This is a genomic window from Acinetobacter sp. ANC_7682, from assembly GCF_056779795.1.
The window spans coordinates 1-26353 of sequence record NZ_JBWYIQ010000028.1; the positions used below are offsets into that span (position 1 = coordinate 1).

Consider the following 26353-nt stretch of genomic DNA (forward strand, 5'->3'; position numbering starts at 1 on the left):
AAAAAAGAAGAGTTTAAGGAAATTTTGGCAATTTTAAGAAAGCAGAATCCTGATAGGATAAGGGTTCTGTGAAATTTGTCGTGTACAGAGAAATAATTTATAAAATTTAGAAGTAACTTTACAGGCGTAACTTCATGTTTGTTAAATATCTACCAACGGATAGAATAGAGTTTTTAGAAAATGGACTTTTCAGAATTACGCAACCTCAATACTTAAATGATCCGTCAGGTGAAGGTGTTTTTACACCATTTTTCAACATCTTTTCTGACGCTGATCTCAAGGTTGCTTATAAAAAATATCAGGGTTCAATATTTTATGATGGACCAAATGTAACAGATGAATTTCTAATAAAACACTACTTATTACCTTCAGGTCAAAGATACAGTATTGATGAATCTCCAAGCTTGAGGAGTTTTGACGAGTTTGATAGTTTTAATACGATGGAGGAATATGATCGCTTCCAAGCTATAAATTTTATTAAGCACATAAATACGAATTTATTGGGAATACTAAATAGCTATATAGGCATTTTTTCTCTGACTAACTCACTAATAAACCAAGAAATGTGGATACGCTACGGTCAACATGGTAAAGGTTTGGCTGTTTCATTTGATTCCAATCATCCCTTTTTTAAGAAGTACAATCCTCAAAAAATTGTATATAAAAATTCTAGAAGAGCTTCTATTTCATATTATGAAGGAGTCATACGAATCAATGGTATTACCATTCCAGATAAATTTAAAAATTTTGATGAAATATCAAATTATTATTTTCTCAATATTGATCAGCAAGATTTTTTTGAACGCTTACTTTTGACAAAAAATGAGCGATGGGCAATTGAAAATGAATATAGGATAATTTTTAAGTTATTAGATCATGATGTAATTAAGCCCAATAATATTTATCTTAAAAAAATTCCCTTTCCATGTTTTAAATCATTAACCTTCGGATGGGATATTACTGAAAAAGAAATCGATACCATAATCCAAGTTGTCAAAAAAAATCCTGAATTATCACACTTAAAATTTAATCAAGTTAAATATGGTGAATTAGAAAATTTTGACCAATTAGAATTATGCGATTTATAAAAAAGGACGCAATAGCGTCCTTTTTTAAATAATTTCCGTCAGGAAATTATTCCCATTCAATCGTAGCTGGTGGTTTAGACGATACGTCATAAACAACACGTGAAACTTCTGCAATCTCGTTCATAATACGCGTCGAAATTTTATCAACAAGATCATAAGGAAGATGTGCGAAACGAGCCGTCATAAAGTCAACCGTTTCAACCGCACGAAGTGCAATCACCCATGCATAACGACGACCATCACCGACTACACCCACAGATTTTACTGGTTGGAATACAGCGAATGCTTGTGCAGTTTTATCATACCAACCACTTGCACGAAGTTCTTGCATGAAGATGTCATCGGCTAAACGAAGAATGTCAGCATACTCTTTCTTCACTTCACCCAAGATACGAACACCAAGACCTGGTCCTGGGAATGGGTGACGATAAAGCATCTCAAATGGTAAACCTAAAGTCGTACCTAAACGGCGTACTTCATCTTTAAATAAATCACGAATTGGCTCAACCAATTCAAAAGCGAGATCTTCTGGTAAACCACCCACGTTATGGTGTGATTTAATCACATGCGCTTTACCTTGTTTGCTTGCAGCAGATTCAATCACATCAGGATAAATCGTACCTTGCGCAAGGAAGTTTACACCATCAAGCTTACGTGCTTCTTCAGCAAATACTTCGATGAACTCACGACCAATGATTTTGCGTTTTGCTTCAGGATCAACCTCACCTGCCAAAGCATCAAGGAAACGTTGTTCAGCATCAGCACGAATCACACGGATACCCATGTTTTTCGCAAACATTTCCATCACTTGATCCCCTTCATTTAAACGAAGAAGACCATTGTCAACGAATACACATGTCAATTGATCGCCAATTGCTTTGTGAAGCAATGCAGCCACAACAGATGAATCTACACCACCTGAAAGACCAAGAAGAACCTTCTGATCACCAATCTGTTCACGTAATTGTTCAACACGCAAATCAATGATGTTTTCAGAGTTCCATAGGCTACGGCAACCACAGATCTTTTGTACAAAGTTCTCAAGTAACTCTTTACCTTTAGCAGTATGGGTTACTTCAGGGTGGAACTGGATACCGTAGAAACGACGAGCTTCGTCAGACACCATTGCCACTGGGCAGCTTGGTGTACTTGCAGTAATTTGGAAACCTTCTGGAATTTGAGTCACTTTATCGCCATGACTCATCCATACTTTCAATTTGTCTGCTGAATCTTCAAGATCGCCAATTAAAGCATCACGTACTTTAATATCGACTTCAGCATAACCAAACTCATGAACTGTACCCGGCTCAACTTTACCGCCCAACTGAGCAGACATCGTTTGTAAACCGTAACAAATACCCAATACTGGTACGCCTAAGTTAAACACAACTTCTGGCGCACGTGGGCTGCCTTCAACGTGAACACTCTCAGGACCACCTGAAAGAATAATCCCTTTTGGATTAAATGCGCGGATGTCCTCTTCCGACATATCAAAAGCATACATTTCAGAATATACGCCTGATTCACGTACACGACGTGCGATCAATTGGCTATATTGAGAGCCGAAATCCAAAATCAGGATACGATCTTCGGTAATTTGAGTATTGGTAGTCATGATAACAACTATGAAAGGCTAACGAAGGATTAGCGCGCTATTCTATCATTTTTATTAAGCTTACGCACACTATTCAAATCTCTCTATATTTCAATACATTATTATTAAATATTGTCTTTTTATTCAACAATTTCAGTCGATTGCTTTGATCATACAAGCTTTGGCGTTACATTCAAATCACGATGCAGCAGGCGAATAATTCTCTCATTTCACCTGCATTGCGTATTCGTCATTTATTTTTCAAAACGCTGATCCACACTCCATTGACCTGCACCATGCAATACGAGAAAGATTAGACCACCCGCCATAGCAAAGTTTTTCATGAAATGTATCGAATCTTCAGGTGTACCATGAAAAAGAAATGCGGTAACTAAACTGAAACCAGCTAAAGCTGCTGCGAATAATCGTGCTTGCACCCCAAACAACAGTGCTAAGCCTCCACCCAGTTCAACCAAAATGGTTATTGGCAATAATGCACCTGGTACACCCATCGCTTCCATATATCCAACTGTCGCGTATAACCTGCGAGTTTGCCCCACCCCGCCACGATAAAGATATATGCTAAAAGGACACGTGCGACGAGGGTTAAAGTTGCATGCACTATCGGTTGAGCAACAATTTTTTGAATCACTTGATTTGGATTAAACATTGGGTTGACCTATCTATGTTTTGTTTTTGGTAATGACCTTAGATTAGTAGCTTTTATTTTTAGGATAAATAATCAATATAAAGAATCAGCGTTGCATAATCAGAACAATAATTCACCTATAATTTAAATCAATTGACTACTGACATCAGCGCCGATGGCTGTTAGCATTTGAACACATTTTTGCTCAGTTCACCCCTCATGGATTTAATCGATTTTATTCTGCATGTAGATGATCATCTACTTGAATTTATTACCAATTATGGCATTTGGATTTACGGAATTTTATTCCTGATTATTTTCGTAGAAACGGGCTTGGTGGTCATGCCTTTTCTACCCGGGGACAGTTTACTGTTTGCAGCAGGTGCTTTAGCAGCCTCAACAGGTGCAATGGATCCGTGGCTCTTGGGCGTGTTGTTATTCACTGCGGCAGTATTGGGTGATACCTTAAATTATCATATTGGAAAATATATCGGACCACGCGTTTTTGAGATTGAATCTCGATTTATCAATAAAAAACATTTGGTTTATACGCAAAAATTCTTCGAAAAACACGGTGGTAAAACCATTATTTTTGCGCGTTTTGTCCCATTCGCACGTACATTTGCACCCTTCGTCGCTGGTGCAGGAAGCATGAACTACAAATACTTCATTACTTACAATGTCGTTGGTGCTTTCTTGTGGATTTCTTCGTTTATCACCTTGGGTTATTTATTCGGTAATATGCCGATCGTGAAAGATAATTTCACCCATTTAATTTTCGGAATCATTATTCTGAGCGTATTGCCGGGGATCATTGGCTTTATTCGCCACAAGTTTTTCCCAAAGAAAAATCCCGAAATGATGTAATGATCTTAGGCTTCAAAAAAAGCAGATTCTCCACCAAGAATCTGCTTTTTTTATCACTACAAAATATTAAATAGCTTAGAAAAATCCAATAATGACAGGTAACATACTGAGCATAAGTAACATGGCAGAACCTTTGTATAAGCGATCTGCGCTGACCACCGTCTGATTCCCTGCCAAGACTTTACGACCAAAATACATCCAAAATAAAGCACATGGAATTAAACATAAGGTGAATACACCCAAAACTAAAAAATAGTTTTGAAAAGAATCCCAAGTCCATGCTGGAAAAATACCAACTGCAAACAAAATAGATTTTGGATTTTTCAGAGTCGATTTAAAAAGATGACTACGACTCATTCGAATGTTTTTTTGGCTCAATTGCTTAAGATGTGAAGCTTTCCATAAATGAAAAGCCATCCAAATCACATAAACTGCACTCACCAAATGTAAGATATGAATCAGCATCGGCCAAATTGGTAGGGTTAAATGCACCAACAGTGCCCAAATGCTAATGCCGTAGATATAACCCAGTAATTCAAGAGGTACGAAATAGAATGCTTTTAATACGCCATGGTGATGTGCTGCGCTAGCCAATAATGCATTGGTTGGACCGGGAATAAGTAATACCGCGAACACTGCAAAAATATAAAGCCAACTTTCTACCATAGATTAAAATCGGAGATTTAGAGGAGGCACACCTTAAACGAAAAACGAATTTAAAGACAAGTTTTTAAAGTGAAAGAATGATGAATGTCGCGTCTATTTTCAGTTAATAATTTTCTAAAGAGTTGATTTTAATAAATTTACATTGAAACATTTTGCTAAAAAAAAGCTGCTCAAGCTCAGATTGAACAGCCCTTTTAAATTACTGAGCTTGCTGTTGACGCTTAGGAACATAAGGACAATTTTTAAATGTTGCCGCTTGTGAGATCGCATCTTGCTCACCATATAATCGAGACAATTCAGTATTTTTAGTATTCGATGACTGTCCCATATTGACGGAAACTGAAGGACCAAAGCCCCAACCGCCACGGCCCCAGCCACCACCAACACCTAGACCAACGCCAACACCTGTACGTTTAGGCGGTTGTACACCATTATTGATGTACTGTTGAATACGATTGAATTCAGCACCAAGTTGTACACAGTTCAATGCTTGATATTGCGTCGGGGAAACATAACTCGGTTTAACCGTCGTCGCACAAGCAGTCATCAATACAGCAACCGTACCGACTGCACCAAGTTGCATGACCATTTTCATCGCGCGTGAGTTCATACTCTTCTCAAATCTTATTTATTCTCGATTTCATTGAACAATGATTGGTAGGCCTGCGTCAATTTATGATCTGTATTTAAATAGATTAACGGCATATTTTTATGATGAGACTCTTTCATCAATACCGACGGTGGCACCATCGCATTGAGCACAGGTAGTTGCTCATCTCTGAGCTGCTGGACCACTTCACGAGGAAGTTTTGCTTGCGCTTGAAACTGGTTAACGACGATACCTTCAATTTCCAAGCGATCATTATGATCATCTTGGGTTTCCATGATGTTTTCGATCAACGTGTTTAAAGCACGCTTAGAAAAGACATCACAATCAAATGGAATCAACACTCGGTCTGCTGCAATTAATGCCGACAAAGTAAAAAAATTAAATGCAGGCGGTGTATCGATATAGATCCGATCATAAGTCCCTGCTAGATGTTGAATCGCATCACGCAGCTTATAAATTTTATGTTTGGATTCGAGGCTATGCTCTAAAGCACCAAGCGAGGGACTTGCAGGCAAAACATCGAGAGATGGGAATGGTGACTGATGTATATAGGCTTCTAAGCCTTTATTTTTATTTTTGAGTAAATTTCCAATGGCTTGACCAATCAAACCTTTGCTGGACTGATTCGCCAATACATCTTCGAAAAAATTTTCAATATTGGGTTCTAGTGCAGGTTTGTCGGCATTATAAGTCGCATCATCCCCCAATAGATACTGACTAGAATTGGCCTGAGGATCGAGGTCAATGACAAGCGTCTTAAAACCCTGATGTGCACTCAGTGCAGCCAAGTTTACTGTAATACTGGATTTACCAACGCCACCTTTTTGATTAAACACCACACGTGTACGCATCATTCCCTCTAGGCTCAATTCACTCTATGAATCAAGTTTAACCTAGAGGGGTGAGAGCCTAAGCGATTGTGTCTAACAATTAACCGAAAGTTGGCTTAATCATCACAATGCCGATAATGGCCATAAATGCGACACAACTAATCAATACCCCCGCACGACGTTGAATTAACAGTACAGACGCATCTTGGCGATAGGCTTTAATTAATGAAGATAACATCACGATCACCAAGACCACTTTGGCATAGAACCAAGGTTGAACTTGAAAATTATTCAAAAACAATAAAATCAAGCCTGTCCCAATGACCAAAGTAAATGCCAAATGTTGAAGCGCAACATAAGCCTTACGTCCTTTCGGATTGGGTTGTTGATTTTCGACGCCAAAATATAAAGTTATCGCACGTGCTAATACAGCAATAATCAACAAGAGCAAACTCGACATATGCACGATTTTAATGACTAAGTGTGTATCCATTTCAGCCACTCTCCTACTTTTAAAATTTAAGCTTTCGGTGCATGTGCACATTCAGGACTATTTGGCGCTTGACCAGTCCATTCAGTTGGCACATAAGCATGAATCGCCAAAGCATGAATCTTTCCTGGACTCAATAGGTCACCCGCCAGTGCATATACTTTTTGATGGCGTTGTACTAAACGTAAGCCTTGAAACACTTCACTTACAACAGTGACTTTAAAATGCGATTCTTTACCAGGGAAATAGCCACCATGACCTGATGACTCATTCACCACATCTAAGTGCACAGGAGACAATTGTTGTAAACGTTCAATTAATTGTTGCTCTAAAGTCATGCTTACATTCCACACGCATTCATTGGTTGCCAGCAGTATACCGTGAAGTTTTAGAATAAAAAGTAAATAAACCACACAGCCATTGGATAGATGCGCTTTGATGTTGAGCTTAAGACCTATCAAAAATTAAGCGAAATACATTGAAATGCTTTAATTTTATTCAATCACACGATATTTTTTTATAAAGTTGTTGACCCTGATTTTTCATGCTGTATTATACACGGCATGCGGGAATAGCTCAGTTGGTAGAGCATAACCTTGCCAAGGTTGGGGTCGGGAGTTCGAGTCTCCTTTCCCGCTCAAAATTTTTTATTCAGTTTTTTCACTTAAAAAATTGATAGACTCCGCGGGAATAGCTCAGTTGGTAGAGCATAACCTTGCCAAGGTTGGGGTCGGGAGTTCGAGTCTCCTTTCCCGCTCCAGATTCAAAAAGCCCTCATCGAAAGATGGGGGCTTTTTTTATGTTGATTTTATTATGTTTTTTAAAAAACCTTCTTCCTTTGTTATTCGATTCAATAAAAAATATTCTTAATGTAATTTGTATTTTGTGACCAAGATGTGACCATGGCGTGCCCACGACAATAAAAATGGCCTCAATTGACCTTAAATGTCCTCAATCGATCATCACTTTCAGAGCTTTTTTGAAAGCAAAAAATCACCCTGTTCTCTTCCAAACAAAGTGTTTTTTACCAAACGATCAAAGATTTGTGACCATTTCACTTTTTGATGTGACCATTTGTGACCAAACTAGCTATTATCATTTTGATTATTATCAATTTTCTTAAAAATCAATAAATCGCCCACTTCTACATCTAATGCAATACAAATTTTATCAATGGTTTCAAAATCAATCCGTACAGATTCATCATTATAAAGTTTATGCAAAGTAGATTTATTAATTCCAGTACTTCTCACCAAATCAGCAACCTTAAGTTTCCTTTCTGCTAATAAAACCGCCAAGTTTGAGATAATCATAAAATTTCCTAGTTAAATCATAAAAAGTACTTGCAACAACATAAAAATATGATAATTTATGTCTTAGGAATAATTTTTCCTAGTTACCTAGTAAAAAATATGAGGCTCTATTATGTCATATACCTATCTCACAGCCCAGCAACTGGCTGAAAAAATCCAGTACGACGCTCGTACTATCCGCAACCAACTGAAGGACAGTGTCTTTATTGAAGGTGTTCACTACATCCGTCCTTTTGGTGGTCGAAAAATTCTTTTTGTTTGGGAACGCATTGAAACTGAAATGCTTAAATTCACCGGTTTAAGCATGGATGCCTTGCAATAAGGCTTAGGAGGTTTAACTGATGGCTACCATCCGGGAACGAAGTGGCAAACTGATTGCCGACTTTCGCTACATGGGCATTCGTTGTAGAGAGACAACCAATCTTGAAGACAATGCTTATAACCGACGCATTTTGAAAAAACGTCTCGAACAGCTTGAAGCTGAAATTACTTTGGGAACTTTTGAATACGAAAAGTACTTTCCAAAAAGTAACCGTGTTGAGGAGTTTAAGGAAAAAAGAAGTCAGCAAATTGCTGTACAGACCAAAGTTCCTCTTTTTAAAGAGTTTACTGAATTGTGGTTTAAGCAGAAACAAGTTGAATGGAGAACCTCATATCAGCAAAAGGTTTCAATTGTGATCAAAAACTATTTGATTCCTGCTTTTGGTAATCAGGTTCTCTCGAAAATCAAGAAGTCAGACTTGCTGAACTTCCGTGCCTCTCTCGCCAAAGTGACACACGGAAAAGATCAAACAAGTCTGAAAGCATCGAGGATCAATCAAATCATGACGCCTTTACGTATGATACTCAATGATGCGGCTGAACGATACGAGTTTGAGTCGCCTTATAAAAATATTAACAATCTGAAGGAAAGCAAGATTGAAGTCACACCTTTTTCTCTGGAAGAGGTGCATAAAATTCTTACCACAGTGCGTGAAGACTTCCGCCCCTATTACACCATTCGCTTTTTTACGGGTATGCGTACTAGTGAAATCGATGGTCTGCAATGGAAAAATATTGACTTACAGCGTCGTGAAATCCACATCAGAGAAGCATTAGTGAACGGTGTGCTTGGTGGAACCAAAACTTATGGTTCTGACCGCACGATCCAGATGAATGACCGGGTTTACCAAGCCTTTCTGCAACAGAAAAGCTTAAATAATGGTAAATCAGAGTTTGTTTTCTGCAATCGTGATGGTGGACCTCTAGATTATCGTCTGGTGAATAAACGTGTCTGGCATCCAATCTTGCGCTTTCTAGGATTAAAGCCTAGAAGAGCCTATCAAACACGTCATACAGCAGCAACTCTTTGGCTGTCGGCAGGAGAAAATCCGGAATGGATCGCACGTCAATTGGGACATTCAACGACTGAAATGCTATTCCGGGTCTATAGCCGTTACATCCCCAATGTTACGCGCCGCGATGGCAGTGCATTTGAAGCCATGCTGGAAAAACTAAATACAGAGGAGCTTGCACATGAATAGTAAAGCTTTCTTTGGTGGTGTGGTCGTCAGCCCTGAAGCAGATATGGTCGCTCGTGAATTAATCCATGAGCTACACATTCCCAAACTGCACAATCTGGCCTTTTTGCTGGAAATCAATAAATGCTTCGATGATCACCAGGCGTTGAGACTCTGGTTACAGCGAATGCTGGATGAAGGGCAAGCCCATTACGATGACTTGGCCCAACAGGCCCGTCTCCGCTTAATGAGTCTCGCTCACTAATAAAACAAACACAGACAGAAGGTCATCCAATCGATGACCTTAGCCCCTCTATATCTATAAAAAGGTGAACACATGCATAAAGATATTTCAATTTGGATGCCACTCTATATTGGCGACCTACAGGCAAAATTTGCACGAATGACGGCAGAACAAATTGGTGCGGCACTGCTGTTAATGATGGATTTCTGGAAAAATGGTGCCATCCCTCATGACCTAGCTACTGTATGTAGCATCACGAAATTACCTCAGCACACCAAGGCTAAAACTTTGTTGAATACGCTGATGGCTCTGGAATTGTTTGAAGTCGAGTCTGAGGAGATTCATTCAAGTTTTTTAACCAGTTTAAAAAGCCAGGCATTGCAAAATCAGCAAATGAAATCTGATAAAGCTAAAAATGCAGCTCAAGCACGTTGGGGGAAATCCGCAAGTAATGCTCAAGCATCAGCCAAGCAACGAAAAGTAAATGCTCAAGCAGCTCCTGAGAAGAACCCGAGTATTACTCAAGTCATGCTTGAACCATGCCCTTCATCTTCATCTTCATCTTCATCTTCATCTTCATCTTCATCTTCATCTTCATCTTCATCTTCATCTTCATCTTCAAATTTTGAAGAAAAAAATGAGGATTTTTTAGAAAATTCCAAATGGATTTAGGAGAGTGATCATGAATACCATGCTTAAAACGCTCCAGTTTCGCACAGAAACAACGGAAACACTTTGCCCTATCCATCATATACCCCTGATGGAAATCGCTGGTCACAAGCTATGTAAATTGTGTGCCAAAGAAACCGTCCATCACTCACATGCAGCCTATGCAGATGAGTTGCAACAGCGATTGCTACAACAGAAAATCAAAAACTCAGGGCTCAATAAACGCTACCTGGATCGTGGCTTCAAGAATTATGTAGTTGCATGCCCTGCACAAGACAATACCATCAAACTATGTCAGGCCTTTGCACAGCAGATTATTTCTGACCACAACCCGAACATGTTGATGATTGGTACACCAGGTACAGGTAAAACCCATCTGAGTGCATCAATTATTCGCAACATTCTGCATAACAGTACAAAATCTGCACGCTACTATACCAGTGCAGAAATTGCTCAAAAAATGATGGACACTTGGTCAGATGCTTCACGCTCTGAAAAGGAAGTCATCGACCATTTCTCCAGCTTTGATTTATTGGTGATTGATGAATATGGCCTGCATGACCGGCATGAAAAACGCCTGGAGATGGTGCATAAAGTCTTATATAGTCGTTATGACAATATGAAATCTACCCTTCTGATTTCCAATTTTACAGTCCAAAATATGCAGCGGGATTTAGGTGTCCGATTATGGTCTCGGTTACATGAGAACCATTTGATTGTAGTGCCGTGTTATTGGGATGACCGACGAATAAGCGGATAGCCAAACTCTTTGCTCAAGCCAATTATCTTCCGAGATAATTGGCTTTCTTTCTAAAGATTCAGAACATCTAACCCAGCAGATAACTCTCGGTTTCCACAATCAATATCCTATTAAGTTTGAACTATACATATCATATATTTACAAGATATTTATATAATCCATTTTCAACAGGCTTATTTATTCTAAAATCAATTTTAACAACAGAAACAGGACCAGCATCTGTTTGCATTAAAGTCTCTTGTGCACTACCTTCGATATAACTTAGAAAACCGATAAAATAGAAATCAACACCTTCATCATCATCTTTTTTCACGAATAAAGGTAGCAATGTTCCTTGTTGCTGTGCATTTAAAATCACCTGAACATCAGGACTAGAAATTTTTCTTTTTGATTTAGACATCCACTGAAAATGTTGCGGATCAATGAACTTATCTTCATATTTTGTACTATCAGAAATATCATCTGCTTTATGATAGGTGACAAATATTGGGCAATTTGATTTATCTTTACTAGCTAAATATCCACCCACATTTTGTGGGTTTTGATTTTTTTCCCAATTTAAAATACGGAATACATCTTTACGTCCATATTTCGCATAATAAACAAAACCACGGTTGAATTTAACTATATCAAAATCTTTAAAATATTTACTGATTGCATATTGCACATTATCATTTAAGAATTTTTTAAAAGTAGAGTTTTTAAGAGCTTTCTTTAAATCATTAGAAGCAAAAAAATAAGAATTTCTTATCCCTAAAGAGCTCATTGCCCCATGATCTTTAAAATATTTAGTCGGGTTAAAAACCATATTTAAATTATTAAGTATGGATACCAAATCATCTTTAGAAACACTGATTTGATATCTTTCCTTTACTTCATGTTGGAATGTTTCGACCTCTATTACATCTTGATCATATTGAATAATTTTCTCTAAAAGCAATGATTCTAGTACACGCTTTGTATTGTTAATTTCTAGAGCATAGAATTGTAATAACGCCTCTTCGAACTCATTTAAAGTTGGTGTAATTTTTTCTATCGGATTTATAAAGGAATAATAAGATTTTGCATAATTAACAAAACTAAATGGATCTCGCAAATCGGTTTGTAGAAAATCCATCATCATCGGCATACGACCAAGCCGAGTCTTTAATAACTTGTAATCATTCACTAAATCTTTTTTCATTTGAAAATTAGAATTATTAATCGAAGCAAAGATTTTTTCTTTAGCAATTTCATCAAAATGAATCGTCGATGCACCTGGTAATAATGAACCACCACTCGTCACTAATTTGCGCAATTGATCCTTATTAAATGAGCTGTCACCAAATAAAGCCATTGGGATTAGAAAGTTCTTTTCATAATTGCCAATGAAATCGATAACGGTCAGGTATTCTTTAGTTGCAGTTTTTCGTAGTCCACGACCTAATTGTTGGACATAAATAATCGATGACTCTGTTGCTCGTAGAAAAATTACTTGATTAATTTTAGGAATATCAATTCCTTCATTAAAAATATCAACCGTAAAAATCATTTCAATACGATGATTATCTGCCGAGCTGATTGACTCGATCGCAGCTGTTCGCTGTTCCGTACTATTCTCACCACTTAAAGCTATACTTTGAATCCCTAAGAGATTCATTTTCCCTGCAAGCTCTTTCGCTTCTTTAACGCTAGAACAAAAAACTAAGGCTCTTAATTCGCCGTTATCTGTACCAAACTTATCTGAAGCTTCTTTGATCTTTCGAGCACGCTCATCACTAATTAAATGACCAAAATCAGTATTATCATCAATCAGCTCTCCATCTATTTCTAAATCTGAAATTCCAAAATAGTGAAAAGGGCAAATGAGATTACATTCCATGGCTTTTTTAAGCCTAATTTCATAGGCTATGTTGTAATCAAATGCTTTGAAAATATCAATACCATCGCTTCTTTCTGGAGTCGCGGTCATACCTAAAAGAAATTTAGGTTTGAAATATTCTAAAATTTTTAAATAGCTAGCAGAGCCTGAACGATGACTTTCATCTATTACGATATAGTCAAAAGCCTCTGGTGAAAATTGAGTTAAATGATGATCTCTAGATAAAGACTGTATAGTGGCAAAAACATTATTGTACCCAGCTATATCTCGATTAGATCCTGAAAAAATAGCAGATTTAAAATCGGTCCCGAATACATTTTTGAAAGTCTGTTGTGCATCAAGAAGAATATTTTCTCGATGCACAATAAAAAGCATACTTTTTGCTTTGAAATTGCGTATATCAAAAGCCGAAAGATAAGTCTTTCCTGTACCTGTTGCAGAGATGAGTAAAGCCTTAGAAACATTGCCCTCTCGTAATTTTTCCAAACTACTCAAGGCTTCTTGTTGCATTAAATTAGGTGTAATTGAACTAGAAAGCTTTATGTTCTGTTGTGGTAGTTTCTGAACAAATTGTTTTTGGGCCTGATATATTTCACTATATTGTGCTAAATACTCATCAGTCAATTCTTGTGCATCATTAAATAAAGTCTTTTTTTTAAGCAGCATATCTCGCATAATTTTACTTTGAGGCAAAGCTCGAATAAAAATATTGAGCTCTTCATTTTTACTCAATGCATTAGCAGTTAAATTACTGCTACCTAACAACACACTTATATGATCTTCACGCTGGAATACGTAGGTTTTCGCATGTAAATCAGATTTCGTATCGATACGGACCTCAATATTCTTAAACTTTTTTAGTCTTTTTAGTGCATCTGGTTGAGTAAAATTAAGATACTGAGAAACTAAAATTCGACCAGGAACATTCCTGCGTTGTAAATTCTCTAGCAAAGAATAAAGTGTATTAAAACCACTCATGCTCAAAAAAGCTGTAGTGAACCAAAACCTTGTGCAATGTTCTAATTCACCTTCAAAGGTATTGATCACTTTTTCTAATGGATAATTATTTTGTACCAACTTAGTTTGATAAATATCTTCTGAATAGGAAGATTGATCAATAAAGCTTGTAATTAACCCTTTACTCAATGCATCTAGAATCATTTTCTTTGCAACTTATCAACAATAGGTAAATCTGCTGCTGCCCAGTCGAGAATAGTTAGTTCATCAATAGTCAACCATTGATAATCCACATGTTCTAATAACTGTAAATTTTTATCATTGCTATGACATAAGAATGTATTCAAAGAAATACTGAAGTCAGGATAGTCATAGTCAACCGTAATAAGATGTGAATGTACTACAATCTCCATGTTTAATTCTTCTTGAATTTCACGAATAATTGCTTGCTCTGGCGTTTCATCTTGCTCAACTTTCCCACCAGGAAATTCATATTTCAAAGAAATATAATCATATTTAGATGGTGCTCTTTGTACACATAAAATTTTATCTTCATGTTTGATTACGGCAGCAACAACAGCAATTTTTTTCATAGACAATATTTTTTAGATAAATGAGAATCTTACTATAAGCATAAGACTTAGATAAGACAGGCCTGTAATAATTAAACATTTTGAATAGCTATCAAAATAAGACCGTCTCTTATCAAGTTTGTGGGGTCAATCCGAACCCTCTTACTTTTCAAAAATTTCATGTTTAAATGTAGTGGCCGTACAATCGCCCACTTATTTTTAAAAATCACATTTACATATAACAATTTACCCATGTAAATTATGATTTATTTTAGTTGCTCACCTTTCAGTGTCACACGATCAAAACTATACACATGGGCAAAAGGACTCTCAACGCACCGTCCCACTAAAGGCATCTTTTGATCTGGTTTCCCACTTTTTAAGAGGACATCAGAAGCACATATCGGGCATGTACCTTTAAACTTTGTCACCCGAGTAATTTGATTTCTCTCTTTATCCCGATACATTTCAAGATCAGCATGATCTTCAGCGAATGAAATAAAACTCATAGGGGCTTTAATTACACGATGCTCTGGTAAATTCCATAACGGAATTGCCCAGTACTTAAACATAATAAATGAAAAGAAAATCAGACAACTAATCCAAAATAAGTCCAACGATGTAAAAGATTGTTCATCACTAACCAATACCAATGAAAAAATAAAAACATAAATAGCCCAGCCAATCACACTACCAAAGAGTACGGTAATCATTACCAGTCCTCTCAAGCTCTTATTTTTTAACTCGCCATTTTTAAAAATGAATTTATAAAACCACGACAGTTGAATGTCGGCAGGATTATTTCGCTCATAATGAACAATATTATCTTCAGGACTCTGATTATCTTCATCAACTTTAGCTGTAATTTTTTTTATTTCCAACCAATATATTCGCTCATTCCCCTTCCCACCCTTAGTATCATTTGTATTTACAAATGGGATGTATCCAAGCTCATCAAACACTGCACTGTGCCGGTGAATAACACACTTTAAAAAATCATTTAATCGTGAGTCATTGATCCATTTTCCAAGTTCTTTAGAATCCATTCTTTCCGCTGACAATTTTCCATCAACAGCAACTTTCAATTGCTGCCTGGAGTAAGTAACTTTCTCTTCAAAACCACTCTTATAACTCTCAATTGTTTTTTCAAATAACACCTTTAAACAATCATACGCCCTGTTGATCGTAGGCTGGTTCACTAGTAAGCCATAAAATAATTTTAGTACTTTTATTTCTATTTCAGTCACTTATACACCCCACTTACCCGTATTACCCCTGTTAATACGGTGTTTTAGCGATTAAATCACAGTCATAGTAGAAGAGTAAATTAACTTGCTAAAGGATTTGTACTCATGACTATGTATGTTGCTCTCAATGAAAATAATAATCTGGTCCAAATAGAAAATGTTGAACGTGGCTTAGCGTGTAAATGTACTTGTTTTGAATGCGGTGAAACTGTCATTGCACGCAAAGGTGATATCAAAGAGCATCATTTTGCACATGCCAGCAATAAGGAGAGCTGTAACATTAATCCAGAATCTGTACTACACAAATACGCCAAAGAAGTCATTTTAGAATCTATGGGTTTAATGCTTCCTGCGGTCCCAAATACTGAAGACAATGAAGCTGCATGGTGGACATTTGACAAAATTATTCCTGAATTTCACTTAGGGTTAATTCGTCCTGATTTAGCCTGTTATTACAATGATGAACCAGTATTTATTGAAATTGCTGTCACACATTTTATTGATGAGAATAAACTCAAGATCATTGAATCAATGAACGTTAATACATTAGAGATTGATTTATCGAGCTTATTACAGACTGAACTTGTAATACCAAGTGAACAAGCAAAGAAACTGATCCTTGAAAGTCTGGATCATAAAAGTTGGCTTTATCCTCAAGCCCCTAAAGTGATTAAAAATGGAGTTGAAGGGAAAATATCTAAAAATCCACTTGAAGCAACTGAACAACTCGCAACAAACACGACTCCTAATGTTTCATCTTGGGAAGATTATCAATTTACCATCAATGGAATATGGGTACGTGCTCGCAAATTTTCGAGTGGAATGCTATCCGTGAATTGTATTTACAACCCCGAAATCATTGCAATTCTAAAGCAATGGCGGAATGAAGGTGGTGGCCGTTTTGATCAAAAATATCGTTCATGGAACTATTGGCAACCGTTCTCTGCTACCGTCTTAGAAAGGTTAGAACAAATGCACACACCTAAAGATATAAAGCACTACTAAGGTGCTTTATATCTTTATTACATTCAAGTACTTAAATATATCTATTGAAAATAAATTCTTTAATACTCTTGGGCTAATATCTTTTTATCTTTTCCCCCCAACCAAACTAAATACTCATTCTCTATTGCCTGCTTATACGCCCAGTCGGCAACCCGATGCGAACGTTGCAGATCGGTTAGAAAACCTAATTGAGAAATCTCTCGAATAATAGATTGATCATGCAGATGATTACGCTCCTGCCACTGATGTAAGAATTGCGGTGATGCTAAATAATTACTTTTTTGTGAGTTGCATTTTTCATCCGCCAGGACAAAGTTATGTCCGGTATCGGCAGGATATAAAGACCATGGAATAAAATGATCCACTGCATATTTAGATTTTTTTAGGCTTTTACCGCAATAAAAACACTGGCATTCTTGCAAATCAATCAGAAAGTCTGCGACCTGTCCTAGTTGGTTACGACTCGGTGCAAACATGAATTCATCTAGGTCAGGTAACCCATCTAATACAACCAGGTTCTGCTTATTCAGCCGGACAAAATCAATCCAGCGCTTCTGGCAAAGCTCTTCAATAATTTCACTAAACTGTCTTAAACAATACATCACTTTGGGTAAAAGCTTGAGGGACTGTTTGGAGTCTTCAAGGCAATAGAGAAATTCTACCGTTTGACCATTCAGATTCTGCAAATATACTACCGGCATTTGCTTTACCGTTGTCGCAACTGTTCGCTTCAGCCTGTTCCAGTAAAGTACATCCTTTCTCAACGCGGCCAAAGTCTTGAATTGTTGCTGTGCATTCTGAATTTCACTGATGATCTTTGCCTGCTTACCAGTGCTTTGATGAATAGTAAAAGGCTCATACTGGTTAAACTGAAACGGCAGTGACTGTTTCCAGTATAAGTCAATAAACTTTTCAGCAATATCCTGATATTCTAAATGCAAGGCAGCACCAGTATCTTGCCCCTGTTCAATCGCCAGACGCGTGATACTTATCAGCAAAGCAAACTTATATGTCGAAGTAAAAGTCCCTGACTGCAAAATCTGCTGAATATGCTTTAAGAATTTCAACTGTTCTTGAGGGGTTGGTATTTCGGCTATACTGAATAACATATCTAAGCCTGCACTTTTCTAATCAAAATATTCATCCACTCTTCTGTACGCTCTGGACGTTTATCTACAGTAATCCATTGTTGTAACAGTAAAGCCTGATCGATCTGCTTAAGTAAGTCATGAGCTTGCTGTTCATTCAAGTCAGTAAAGCTACGCCCCTCTATCTCACGGTCTGTATTGCCATACTTAAAAGACATGTAACACACACCATTTAGCTTTAATGCTTTGAATATAAGCCCCAGCACTTCAGTTAGGCGATCTCTTTCACAATGTAAAAGAGATGCACAAGCCCAAATACCATCGTATTTATTATTCTCAGCTAGGTCATAAAAACTTTGCTGACGTACTTCAATATTGGTCAGCTCCCTGGCCTTTTTAACCAGCTCGGCAGAATAATCAATTGCCTCAACTTGATAGCCTTTTTTCTTAAATGCCAAAGTGTCCCGCCCCGAGCCACAGCCCAAATCTAGGATCAATGCCTGTTCCGGCAAATATCTTAGAAATGGTGCGTAAAGACTTTCCATTTCAACCTGATAGGTATTTTCAAAAAATGCTTGAGCATGTTGATTGTAATAATTTGATGTTTGATTCATTGTCTAAAAGCCAATATCTTATGTTAAAGAACATACTGATTTTTCACTAGATAAGTCAAATGATCAGTCCTATGAATGAATCAAACTCTTATTTCACTGTATCCGGACAACTGAGATAGAAACCAAACTGGTTCTTGTAAATGGAAAAAATATGGGCTTCAGATTTCGCAAGAGTATTAAAATATTACCTGGATTAAAAATCAATCTGACGCATAAAGGCATCAGCAGTGCAAGCATTGGTAAACCTGGTGCTTCTTTAAATATTGGCAAAAAAGGTACGCGAACCAGCGTTGGTATTCCTGGCACAGGCCTATCCTATTCAAAACACCAGCCCTATAAGAACAGAGTTGGCAACCAAAAAAATCCTACTCAGGAACAACAATCGTTCTATACATCACATACTGAGAAACCCAAATCGAATGTCTGGATTTGGGTGATTTTTGGATTATTTTGTTTTATTGTCGGGGCAATTATTTTTTAAATTTAGCCATTCTTTGTACCCCATAATCTCCACTGCTAGGCAAAATTTAATTCATTCATTACTATGGAAGGATGTTAAATACAATAAAGGTTACCGCTGATGTCTGATCATGACAGTACTCTGGATTATGATGAAAATGATTTAATCGACTCTCCCTTATCTCAAGTTTTACAAGAGGATAATGAGCAAATTGAAATTCTAATTTATCGATTACCTGATAGTGACTGGACACTGGAAGTGGTGAACCAAAGTGGTACTTCTACGGTATGGGATGAAACATTCCCGTCAGATCAGGAAGCTCTATCTGTCGCTTTAGATGGAATTAAAGCCGCAGGCGGTATTCAAGCATTTTCCGAACTCAGTGACCTCGAAGCAAAGAAAAATATTTTTCCTGAATCCCTTACTCGCCATTAAAAATGAAGCTGCTGGCGTGGATCTGAATCAGTATTTTCTGGATTCTTAGAACCTATCGCGATGATAGGTTCACCTCAACCCAAACCCATCTAGGGTTGAAGGGTCAAAATTTTCATCAAACATAAACTCATCTGCTCGCTCTTTTTTTAATGTCGCAAGTGCATAAAAAAAACATTTCTCACATAACTGCAATTCATATCTTTCCCCGTCATGCTTAGAACCATAGCCCCAATGCGCCGATAAAGTTCCAAACTCCAGTTTCGTTGATTGGTTGCATACATCACATACAACATCTGTAACGACTTCTACCTGTTTCAGTTGTTTAATTTCCATTTTAAGAGCTTATAAATTTTAAAATAAATAGCATTGCTATAAGTTGTGACCCCACTCATAAAAATATAAAAAATCACAATATATTGTATATAGATTGTAAATATACACAAAATATAGGGCAGATCGATCTTGTTTAATATTTCAAAAAACTATAAGAATATTCACTTGATTATTTTTTACACTTATGAAGGACTATGGAAACGGCTTTTGATTTCAATGAAAAATTTGGCGCACCTAAAAAATTGTTGTGCAAAAATTTTAATAAAATCCAAATCAGTATACACCCTGATTTTTCTGGAATTTATCTTTGCTATCAAGAGGCTTTCAAAGCTTTAAAAACAGATCTAGGTATCTTGAATCCACGTCCCGAAATTCACGTCTGGAAAGATACTAATCTATCCGGTTATACCATCGCCAGTAATTTCCAATGGTTCCTATACTGGACTCAGAATGCACCCAAAGAAATTAATCTAATTATCCATTCTCTTCCCAAAGATAACAAAAAAATCGAACTATTAAAAAATGTGGCTAGTTCCGAATTTCTAAAATTTCTATTATCTACTTATTATGATCTTAATCGATTAAATCCCAAAAGGTTACATAACTTAATAAATGAATACATTTCTGCCGAGGCTATTTACAAGTTAAACAAAGAAAATTCTTTCAAACCTCACCGTACTATGAGCTTAGACCTGCTAGCAAAACTACTCTCATACACACGATATCAGCTGAATTATCGCAATAAAGTTATAAACCGAAAAAGACAAAGTGTGCTTGATCAACTAGAACAAACTAGTGAAGTTGTACAACAGCTTTTAAATAATGTGGACTTCGTTCTCACGCCAGATCAGCTATGGAAAGCATAATGTCAGAATCCAACCCAACCCATCAAAATATTGCTGATATTCCAGGGGTATCATTAAAACAGACATTGGAAAAACTCTTTGGTGATGAGCAGCTCCAACGTACCGAACATATTCAATATGTTGCTGATTTACTGACTTCGCACCCAACTGATCAATGTCTGGAAGGACTGAATCTCGATCTATTAGATTTTGATCTAGAAACCAATTCTGTTGTTGCTAGACCAGCTGCATTGGTCTCCTCTCGAAAACATACTGTTAGCGCAACACCAGTTACTTGGTATGTGAACTCAATTGCACAATTAGCAGAGTCGGAAGAAAACGCTTTAATCTGGAATATCCTGGTCTTAAAAGCAGCAATCTATTTAATTGCCCTTCCAGACATTAAACCTGAGCTTTTTAAAGAAGACTACACTGAACATTTCAATACTGTAAAACGCTTATTTCAACGCTTCCGTGTGGCCAATAGGGTTCTGAATCCCGATAAAGAATATCAAAATACACGCGAATACATGATCCTTTGGGAAAAGCATCTTAAAGATCCTACGCTTTCGTTAACTGAATTTGTTCAATATTTAAGTAATTTCAATACAGATCCATCCAATGATTTTGAAAAAAATCTACTGAATAATCTACGCATTACATTTACTTATATTTTAAACAATAAGGCCAAAATTGCCAAAGCGAGCATCGAGACTCAACTTCAACATGATTTTTTAGATGAAGATCAGCTGATTGTAGAAAGTTCAGAAATTAAAAAAGGTCAAAAGTCTAAAGCTCTTAATATAGAAGAACAATTAGATGACCAAGATACACGTCAAATACTTGTAGACCCAACCATCGTTACCCCCCTTGCTGCATATTCAGAATCCGGCCAAAGCTATGTGCTGCCTCTGGTTGCCAAACATATTCAACGGAAAGAACATTTGCTGCCATACAGCAGCCTCTTTCCTAATACCACAAGCATAAGTGCCCTAATTACTGAACTATATAAAAATTACATTGTTGAGATTAAAGAAGACTCTAAAGACAAGGATAAAGAAATCAAAAAAAAGAAGGCATCCTTGATCCTGATGCTGTCATTTCTGACAGGTAATAAGATACAGGAATGGCTACGTCTGCAAAGTAAACGTGTTAAAGCTTTAAATTCCCGCCAAAAGATCCTACAACAGGATGAACAATATTTCCTCCGTACTAAATTTTCAATTTTTGAAAATAAAGATTTTGCTTATCCTGAGTCCTTACTCAACCAAACCATCTATCTGGACATCCCGATCCCGAATTCATTTATTGATTCTCTGCGGGACGGTGACCCCGTTAAGGAAGAGGACCTTCAGCAACATTTGAAACAGCTGAGAGCCAAATTTTATATTCCAAAACTATCACTAATAAGAATTGGCTCTCTTTTACATCAGACTATTTTGCAACGCACTGGAAATAAACAGCTTGCTGACCTTCTCACTGGTATTGATGCCAATAAGTCTTCTTCTACTTCTTATTGTCATCAAAATATCCTGACTTTACAGACCGAGTATGTCTCGATTTTAAAAGAGCTGTGTGAGTCGTTATCCGATGAATACCAGAATATTGAATATGCTGCAGAAAAAAACTTTGGAAGCCGCAAAGCACCTACTTCAAATGTGATTCAAAATATCTTTGCCACTCTCAAATTCAGAATAATTTCACAAAAAGAAGACGACTGGATAGCAATTTTTAATCACTATAATCTGTGGATGTGGCATTTCTTGTTGCTCTTTACTGCTGCGCGACCCGTCGCTGAGTTTCCTGGTTTTTTAAAAAGCTTTAACCTGAAAAGAAAAATTTTGATGGTTTCTGATAAAGAGGTGGGTGGGCGTCAAGGCTATGGACGTTTGATTCCACTGTGTCATTTTGTTGTACAAGAACTCCTGAAATTCATAGATTTTCTACATTATTTTAAAACTCAAATTACTCCTATTCAGCCAGAAATTTCAAATAATATTCAGCAGATTCTAGAGAGCAAGCTCCCACTGTTAAATATCTTTCAGGATGGTCAATGGCAACCTTTGAGACCTTCGACTGTAGAAGACTTTCATCCAGAGTTAGGTTTGGAACATGAAAACTGGCACCGGCATACAGCCCGTGCTTTTCTCAGCAATAAAATTAGCGAAATTGAAATTTTAGCTTTATTCGGTCATGAGCCGATGCAGCAAGAAGCTGCGCATCCTTATTCCAGCTTATCTATTTCACAATATTCAAGCATTGCTTATGTTCTTGAACAAATGAAAGATTATTTTAATATTACCGGTATTGAACTCGATGTCCTCATCCAATAAACGAACTAAGCAAGCTCGACCACTATATGCAGAAAATCGTAGAAAACAAATTCGTCTTGAGAAAGAGAAATCTCCTCGATCGGATGTAGAAAAGGAATTAATTCAATATTTCCAAGAAATAGAACTAGAACAAAAAGAACATCTTGAATCCTTATATCCCGCAATTTATGAGTTTATTAAACGCAAAGCTCCAAGCTTGGCCTGGAAAAAATATGCACATGAGTTTTTTCGGTCATATATCAAGCAAATCAATTTAAATCGTCGTGAGACTTTGCCCCTACCGAATCTGACATTTGAGATGAAGCGTGATCAACCAGTTTTTACCATGGACTGGATCGAGAAGGGACAGCAGGTTGATGAAGTTCTTGATAAGCTTTGGGACTACTGGATTCTAGCAAAAGATAGCAAGACATTTTCTGATGATGAAATCATTGGAAATATTGTTATTTCTGCCATGCTTTATTCCGGCTTAAATCAAAAAGCCTCTTTAGAAGCTTTGCTTGAACACTTAAAAGATCCGGCAAAAATCAGAAAGATCGAAGATCTGAATATTATATTTTTAGAACCGCTCTCTCCCTCTTATGGAGATCTATTTATTGATGAAAAAACCATTCGTAAATCGCGTAATTTTATTCCTGATCAAATCACCCGCTTATGGTTAATTCATTTTAATAGCAGAAATATTCGTACAGTAAACCAGAATGTAGAAGATTATCTACAGCTTATTTTTAATAAGATTAAGTTACCATTTAATCTTAAAACTTATAAATTATTACGCGACTACGCCAACTTTAACTGGATGCAACTCCCGAAAGTTGACATTGATCCTGCTCTCTCACAATGTCTTATAGAAAATACTGCAACCTGTGGCTTATCAGAAATAGAATTTGAAAGATTTCTTCATCCAAAATTTAAATATCAGCAGGACACGCTTACTGATTCAGATGTAGAAAAATCACCATCTATTGTGGGTAAATCTTACTCCAATGATGACATTCAGCAAGCTTTGGATGATGTTATAAAGATTCACAAAGACCTTTTACAACTGATTCGTACATCACAAACTGATCAAGCCATTGATGTATTAATCATTAAATATTGTCTTGAAAATACTGATAAATTTAATGAGTACAGTAAACGTGTCGCATTATGGCTCATCAGCCTTTATAAACCAGAATTAGAACAGATTCAGCAACTGGCTGAACGTTTTAATTTTTGCGTAAACCAATTTCAAAAAGCGTTTCAGCAGAATAGACCGTTAGCAGATAGTTCCATTTACACTTATTACTCCCGTATTGCTGAGCCCTGGCTCACCCATTCCTTACAATATCTAGATAGCGAAGATGATCTGAATACGAACCTAGCGAAGATCTACCAACAAATTATTACAAACACCCGTCTCGCAGATGAAGCAGGCCAACCTGAATTTAAAAAATCCAGAGGTCAAACCAGCAGGATGTTGAAGCGCTTCCATAGCTTTCAACGAACAGTTTTCGAAGCTGAATCTCTCGAATTAGAATCACTCGCCATACAAAATAGGCCTAGAGCCCGTATTATTGGCCCTTTGACTTATCAAGCTTTCATGAACAAATTAGATACCTTATTTTCAGGTGCTAATAGTCAAGAAAACACTTATAAGACATTAAAAATCATCTATATCTTAGCTTACCGTACCGGTATGCGTATTAATGAAATTCTAGGCTTACGTGTGCGGGATATCGAGGGCTTGAGCTGTCTATCAGTATGGATTCAGCCCTACGGCTCAAAAAAGAAAGGAAACTTACATCAACTTAAAACAGATAGTGCTGAACGCAAAGTTCCTGTGTATTGCTTATTAAAAACCGATGAATATCAACTATTTCATAATCATGTAGTCGAGCAACGTTTACTCAATCAGCAAAACTTATACTTATTCCGTAATTGGAATGAAAATAGCAAGCTGAACAAACATACGGTGACAACACCTTTTAGAATGATTATGAACGAGCTTTTTAAAACTCATGATTATTCTTTTCACTCATTTCGACACACGGCTGCCAATCACTTATCCGTTCTGCTCAACTGCGATTACGCTCCCCTAGTCAAGAATCTGACGGATTATACTGAAGAACAATATCAGTCCATTCGGACAGAGTTACTCCGTCATACACATGGTCAAAATCATTGGTTTATGATTGCCCATTTACTGGGTCACATTGACCCTACAGAAACTTTTAAAAGTTATATTCATCTAAGCTACCTGATTGCTGGGCATAAAATACTGAAATATCACCCAGACATCGATACTCAACTGGCAAAAAAGATGATGGGCTACCTACCTTCTTTCAAATTTTTAAACACAGTAAAAGATTCTGCTCCATTCAATTTCGAAAAGCATGCTGTTCATTTAAGTCAGCAGTTACTCAACGATCAAACTGACTGGTTAAAAAGTAACGTAGAAGACATTCTAGATGAGGTTTCATTTAACTCAAAGCATCATGATTTTTTTAAATATTTCGCGGGAACAAAAGAATCCAAAGTTTCATTTGCATGGTTTTTTAAGTGCCTAAATTTACTGGAAATTCATCATGATCCAGATCGGGTATCACAAGAAATGAGTTTACCTGTCGAACTGGTTAACTACTGGTATGAAAATGCCAAACAACTGGGCCAACTCAAGTCTCAAAAAAACAACCCAAGGTTATTTGATCTCAACAACACAAATCATCTGGATAAACCTTTGAAACCCTCGATGATAGATACCTTTGAAGAGCGCAAAGCAAGGAACTATTTCTTTGAAAATATTCAAAATATCTTTGAAAAAAAGCCAGATCAAATAAAAGCGGTGCTTGAGACATTTTTAAGTCGTGTTACAGTTTCGCATACCGGCATTCATTATCGCTGGAATAAAATTGATCAATTGGAATCATTTTATTGCAAGGTAAAAGACCTGTTTCCCCATCAATTTTGGCATTTGCTTGGACAAGACTTGGTACAATTGCTAGATAAAAAGAAACAACCTTTATTACTGAAGCTGGCTAAATCGAGCACAACAGAGCATCCTACGACTCAAGAAGATTATGTTCGTCTCCAGCTTTACTCGACAAAAGATGCCAAAGCACTGGCCGCATTTAAATTTTGCTTACATCTAGCTTGTATTGGCAGACCTCGATCTCTTGAACTGCAAGTTGAAGGTCTAAAAATCACTACATGCGATTAAATAATTTAACCGTTGCTGCCTTATCTAAATGATGTGTGCTGAAAAAACAAGAGGTTTTAACTTGGTAAACTATACATACTCATCAGGAGTTTATCATGAGCAAGAAACACAAGACGTATACGGCA

General features: G+C 36.9%; 26 protein-coding genes, 2 tRNA genes and 1 pseudogene. 15 read left to right on the top strand and 14 right to left on the bottom strand.

Translation table 11 applies throughout. The annotated features are described in order from the left end of the window. The first annotated feature begins 134 nt into the window (after positions 1–134). A complete protein-coding gene (locus AC1M9D_RS10870) occupies positions 135–1088 on the top strand; it encodes a DUF2971 domain-containing protein (RefSeq protein WP_481612165.1) in 954 nt (317 codons plus the stop codon). 46 nt (positions 1089–1134) lie between these two features. On the opposite strand, the gene guaA is transcribed toward AC1M9D_RS10870, so the two are convergent. Together guaA and AC1M9D_RS10880 are read right to left on the bottom strand one after the other, a co-directional pair. Beyond that, a complete protein-coding gene (guaA, locus tag AC1M9D_RS10875; protein ID WP_481589363.1) occupies positions 1135–2703 on the bottom strand; it encodes a glutamine-hydrolyzing GMP synthase in 1569 nt (522 codons plus the stop codon). A gap of 233 nt (positions 2704–2936) precedes the next feature. Then, a pseudogene (locus AC1M9D_RS10880) lies at positions 2937–3352 on the bottom strand (DoxX family protein). A gap of 198 nt (positions 3353–3550) precedes the next feature. Between AC1M9D_RS10880 and AC1M9D_RS10885 the strand changes: the two are divergent. Then, positions 3551–4198: a DedA family protein gene (locus AC1M9D_RS10885; RefSeq protein WP_035268957.1), complete on the top strand. Its 648-nt coding sequence runs from the start codon at positions 3551–3553 to the stop codon at positions 4196–4198. A gap of 75 nt (positions 4199–4273) precedes the next feature. Here the strand turns inward: AC1M9D_RS10885 and AC1M9D_RS10890 are convergent, their stop codons facing one another. From AC1M9D_RS10890 to AC1M9D_RS10910, 5 genes are all read right to left on the bottom strand, one after another. Next, positions 4274–4864, bottom strand: coding sequence for a LysE family translocator (locus AC1M9D_RS10890; RefSeq protein WP_092767920.1), 591 nt, complete (start codon positions 4862–4864; stop codon positions 4274–4276). A 199-nt stretch (positions 4865–5063) separates the two neighbouring features. Further along, positions 5064–5453 (bottom strand): hypothetical protein, encoded by a 390-nt coding sequence (locus AC1M9D_RS10895; protein ID WP_481612177.1) that lies wholly within the window; start codon positions 5451–5453, stop codon positions 5064–5066. Positions 5454–5488: 35 nt separating this feature from the next. Then, a complete protein-coding gene (locus AC1M9D_RS10900; RefSeq protein WP_481612178.1) occupies positions 5489–6325 on the bottom strand; it encodes a ParA family protein in 837 nt (278 codons plus the stop codon). A gap of 79 nt (positions 6326–6404) precedes the next feature. Then, positions 6405–6797, bottom strand: coding sequence for a SirB2 family protein (locus AC1M9D_RS10905; protein WP_481612166.1), 393 nt, complete (start codon positions 6795–6797; stop codon positions 6405–6407). A 26-nt stretch (positions 6798–6823) separates the two neighbouring features. After that, positions 6824–7132, bottom strand: coding sequence for a BolA family protein (locus AC1M9D_RS10910; protein ID WP_035268950.1), 309 nt, complete (start codon positions 7130–7132; stop codon positions 6824–6826). A 227-nt stretch (positions 7133–7359) separates the two neighbouring features. On the opposite strand from AC1M9D_RS10910, the gene AC1M9D_RS10915 reads away from it, so the two are divergent. Both AC1M9D_RS10915 and AC1M9D_RS10920 read left to right on the top strand, forming a co-directional pair. Beyond that, positions 7360–7432, top strand: a tRNA-Gly gene (locus AC1M9D_RS10915). Between the two features lie 46 nt (positions 7433–7478). Then, positions 7479–7554: transfer RNA gene (locus tag AC1M9D_RS10920), tRNA-Gly, on the top strand. Positions 7555–7879: 325 nt separating this feature from the next. On the opposite strand, the gene AC1M9D_RS10925 is transcribed toward AC1M9D_RS10920, so the two are convergent. Further along, entirely contained in the window at positions 7880–8107 is a 228-nt protein-coding gene (locus tag AC1M9D_RS10925) for a helix-turn-helix domain-containing protein (protein ID WP_005094613.1), read from the bottom strand. Positions 8108–8219: 112 nt separating this feature from the next. Between AC1M9D_RS10925 and AC1M9D_RS10930 the strand changes: the two genes are divergently transcribed. The 5 genes from AC1M9D_RS10930 (at position 8220) to AC1M9D_RS10950 (ending at position 11279) form a co-directional block, all read left to right on the top strand. Continuing rightward, positions 8220–8429: a hypothetical protein gene (locus AC1M9D_RS10930; RefSeq protein ID WP_000122748.1), complete on the top strand. Its 210-nt coding sequence runs from the start codon at positions 8220–8222 to the stop codon at positions 8427–8429. Positions 8430–8448: 19 nt separating this feature from the next. Beyond that, positions 8449–9630, top strand: a complete 1182-nt coding sequence (locus AC1M9D_RS10935; RefSeq protein WP_104492318.1) for a site-specific integrase — start codon at positions 8449–8451, stop codon at positions 9628–9630. Next, a complete protein-coding gene (locus AC1M9D_RS10940; RefSeq protein ID WP_004895356.1) occupies positions 9623–9871 on the top strand; it encodes a hypothetical protein in 249 nt (82 codons plus the stop codon). Before AC1M9D_RS10935 ends, AC1M9D_RS10940 begins: the two co-directional genes overlap by 8 nt. 72 nt (positions 9872–9943) lie before the next feature. Continuing rightward, complete coding sequence (locus AC1M9D_RS10945; protein WP_481612167.1) at positions 9944–10522, top strand: DUF1376 domain-containing protein; 579 nt, start codon at positions 9944–9946, stop codon at positions 10520–10522. 10 nt (positions 10523–10532) lie between these two features. Further along, on the top strand, positions 10533–11279 hold the full coding sequence (locus AC1M9D_RS10950) for an ATP-binding protein (protein WP_481612168.1): 747 nt from the start codon (positions 10533–10535) through the stop codon (positions 11277–11279). Positions 11280–11409: 130 nt separating this feature from the next. Here the strand turns inward: AC1M9D_RS10950 and AC1M9D_RS10955 are convergent, their stop codons facing one another. The 3 genes from AC1M9D_RS10955 to AC1M9D_RS10965 all read right to left on the bottom strand — a co-directional run bounded on the left by AC1M9D_RS10955 (position 11410) and on the right by AC1M9D_RS10965 (position 15916). Then, the gene (locus AC1M9D_RS10955; RefSeq protein WP_481612169.1) at positions 11410–14301 is read right to left on the bottom strand and encodes a DUF3427 domain-containing protein; all 2892 of its coding nucleotides are present in this window, start codon (positions 14299–14301) and stop codon (positions 11410–11412) included. After that, complete coding sequence (locus tag AC1M9D_RS10960) at positions 14298–14690, bottom strand: (deoxy)nucleoside triphosphate pyrophosphohydrolase (RefSeq protein WP_225530340.1); 393 nt, start codon at positions 14688–14690, stop codon at positions 14298–14300. The genes AC1M9D_RS10955 and AC1M9D_RS10960 overlap by 4 nt, the downstream gene beginning before the upstream one ends. Before the next feature lie 245 nt (positions 14691–14935). Continuing rightward, complete coding sequence (locus AC1M9D_RS10965; RefSeq protein ID WP_168542676.1) at positions 14936–15916, bottom strand: hypothetical protein; 981 nt, start codon at positions 15914–15916, stop codon at positions 14936–14938. 105 nt (positions 15917–16021) lie between these two features. Here AC1M9D_RS10965 and AC1M9D_RS10970 point away from each other — a divergent pair, with 105 nt between their 5' ends. Continuing rightward, positions 16022–16921, top strand: coding sequence for a competence protein CoiA family protein (locus AC1M9D_RS10970; protein WP_085064818.1), 900 nt, complete (start codon positions 16022–16024; stop codon positions 16919–16921). 59 nt (positions 16922–16980) lie between these two features. Here the strand turns inward: AC1M9D_RS10970 and AC1M9D_RS10975 are convergent, their stop codons facing one another. Further along, on the bottom strand, positions 16981–18030 hold the full coding sequence (locus AC1M9D_RS10975; RefSeq protein ID WP_481612170.1) for an HNH endonuclease: 1050 nt from the start codon (positions 18028–18030) through the stop codon (positions 16981–16983). A gap of 2 nt (positions 18031–18032) precedes the next feature. Further along, positions 18033–18623, bottom strand: a complete 591-nt coding sequence (locus AC1M9D_RS10980; protein ID WP_016658949.1) for a class I SAM-dependent methyltransferase — start codon at positions 18621–18623, stop codon at positions 18033–18035. 151 nt (positions 18624–18774) lie between these two features. On the opposite strand from AC1M9D_RS10980, the gene AC1M9D_RS10985 reads away from it, so the two are divergent. Next, complete coding sequence (locus AC1M9D_RS10985) at positions 18775–19104, top strand: DUF4236 domain-containing protein (RefSeq protein ID WP_104498419.1); 330 nt, start codon at positions 18775–18777, stop codon at positions 19102–19104. A gap of 99 nt (positions 19105–19203) precedes the next feature. Continuing rightward, positions 19204–19518, top strand: a complete 315-nt coding sequence (locus AC1M9D_RS10990; protein ID WP_096911306.1) for a hypothetical protein — start codon at positions 19204–19206, stop codon at positions 19516–19518. Between the two features lie 69 nt (positions 19519–19587). Here the strand turns inward: AC1M9D_RS10990 and AC1M9D_RS10995 are convergent, their stop codons facing one another. Further along, positions 19588–19851: a hypothetical protein gene (locus AC1M9D_RS10995; protein ID WP_034585555.1), complete on the bottom strand. Its 264-nt coding sequence runs from the start codon at positions 19849–19851 to the stop codon at positions 19588–19590. A 194-nt stretch (positions 19852–20045) separates the two neighbouring features. On the opposite strand from AC1M9D_RS10995, the gene AC1M9D_RS11000 reads away from it, so the two are divergent. Genes AC1M9D_RS11000 through AC1M9D_RS11010 form a run of 3 tightly spaced genes read left to right on the top strand, consistent with a single transcriptional unit; the run spans position 20046 to position 26228 of the window. Then, positions 20046–20717, top strand: a complete 672-nt coding sequence (locus AC1M9D_RS11000) for a hypothetical protein (protein ID WP_481612171.1) — start codon at positions 20046–20048, stop codon at positions 20715–20717. Continuing rightward, positions 20717–23029, top strand: coding sequence for a hypothetical protein (locus AC1M9D_RS11005; protein WP_481612172.1), 2313 nt, complete (start codon positions 20717–20719; stop codon positions 23027–23029). The genes AC1M9D_RS11000 and AC1M9D_RS11005 overlap by 1 nt, the downstream gene beginning before the upstream one ends. After that, complete coding sequence (locus AC1M9D_RS11010; RefSeq protein ID WP_481612173.1) at positions 23013–26228, top strand: tyrosine-type recombinase/integrase; 3216 nt, start codon at positions 23013–23015, stop codon at positions 26226–26228. The genes AC1M9D_RS11005 and AC1M9D_RS11010 overlap by 17 nt, the downstream gene beginning before the upstream one ends. Positions 26229–26353 lie beyond the last annotated feature (125 nt).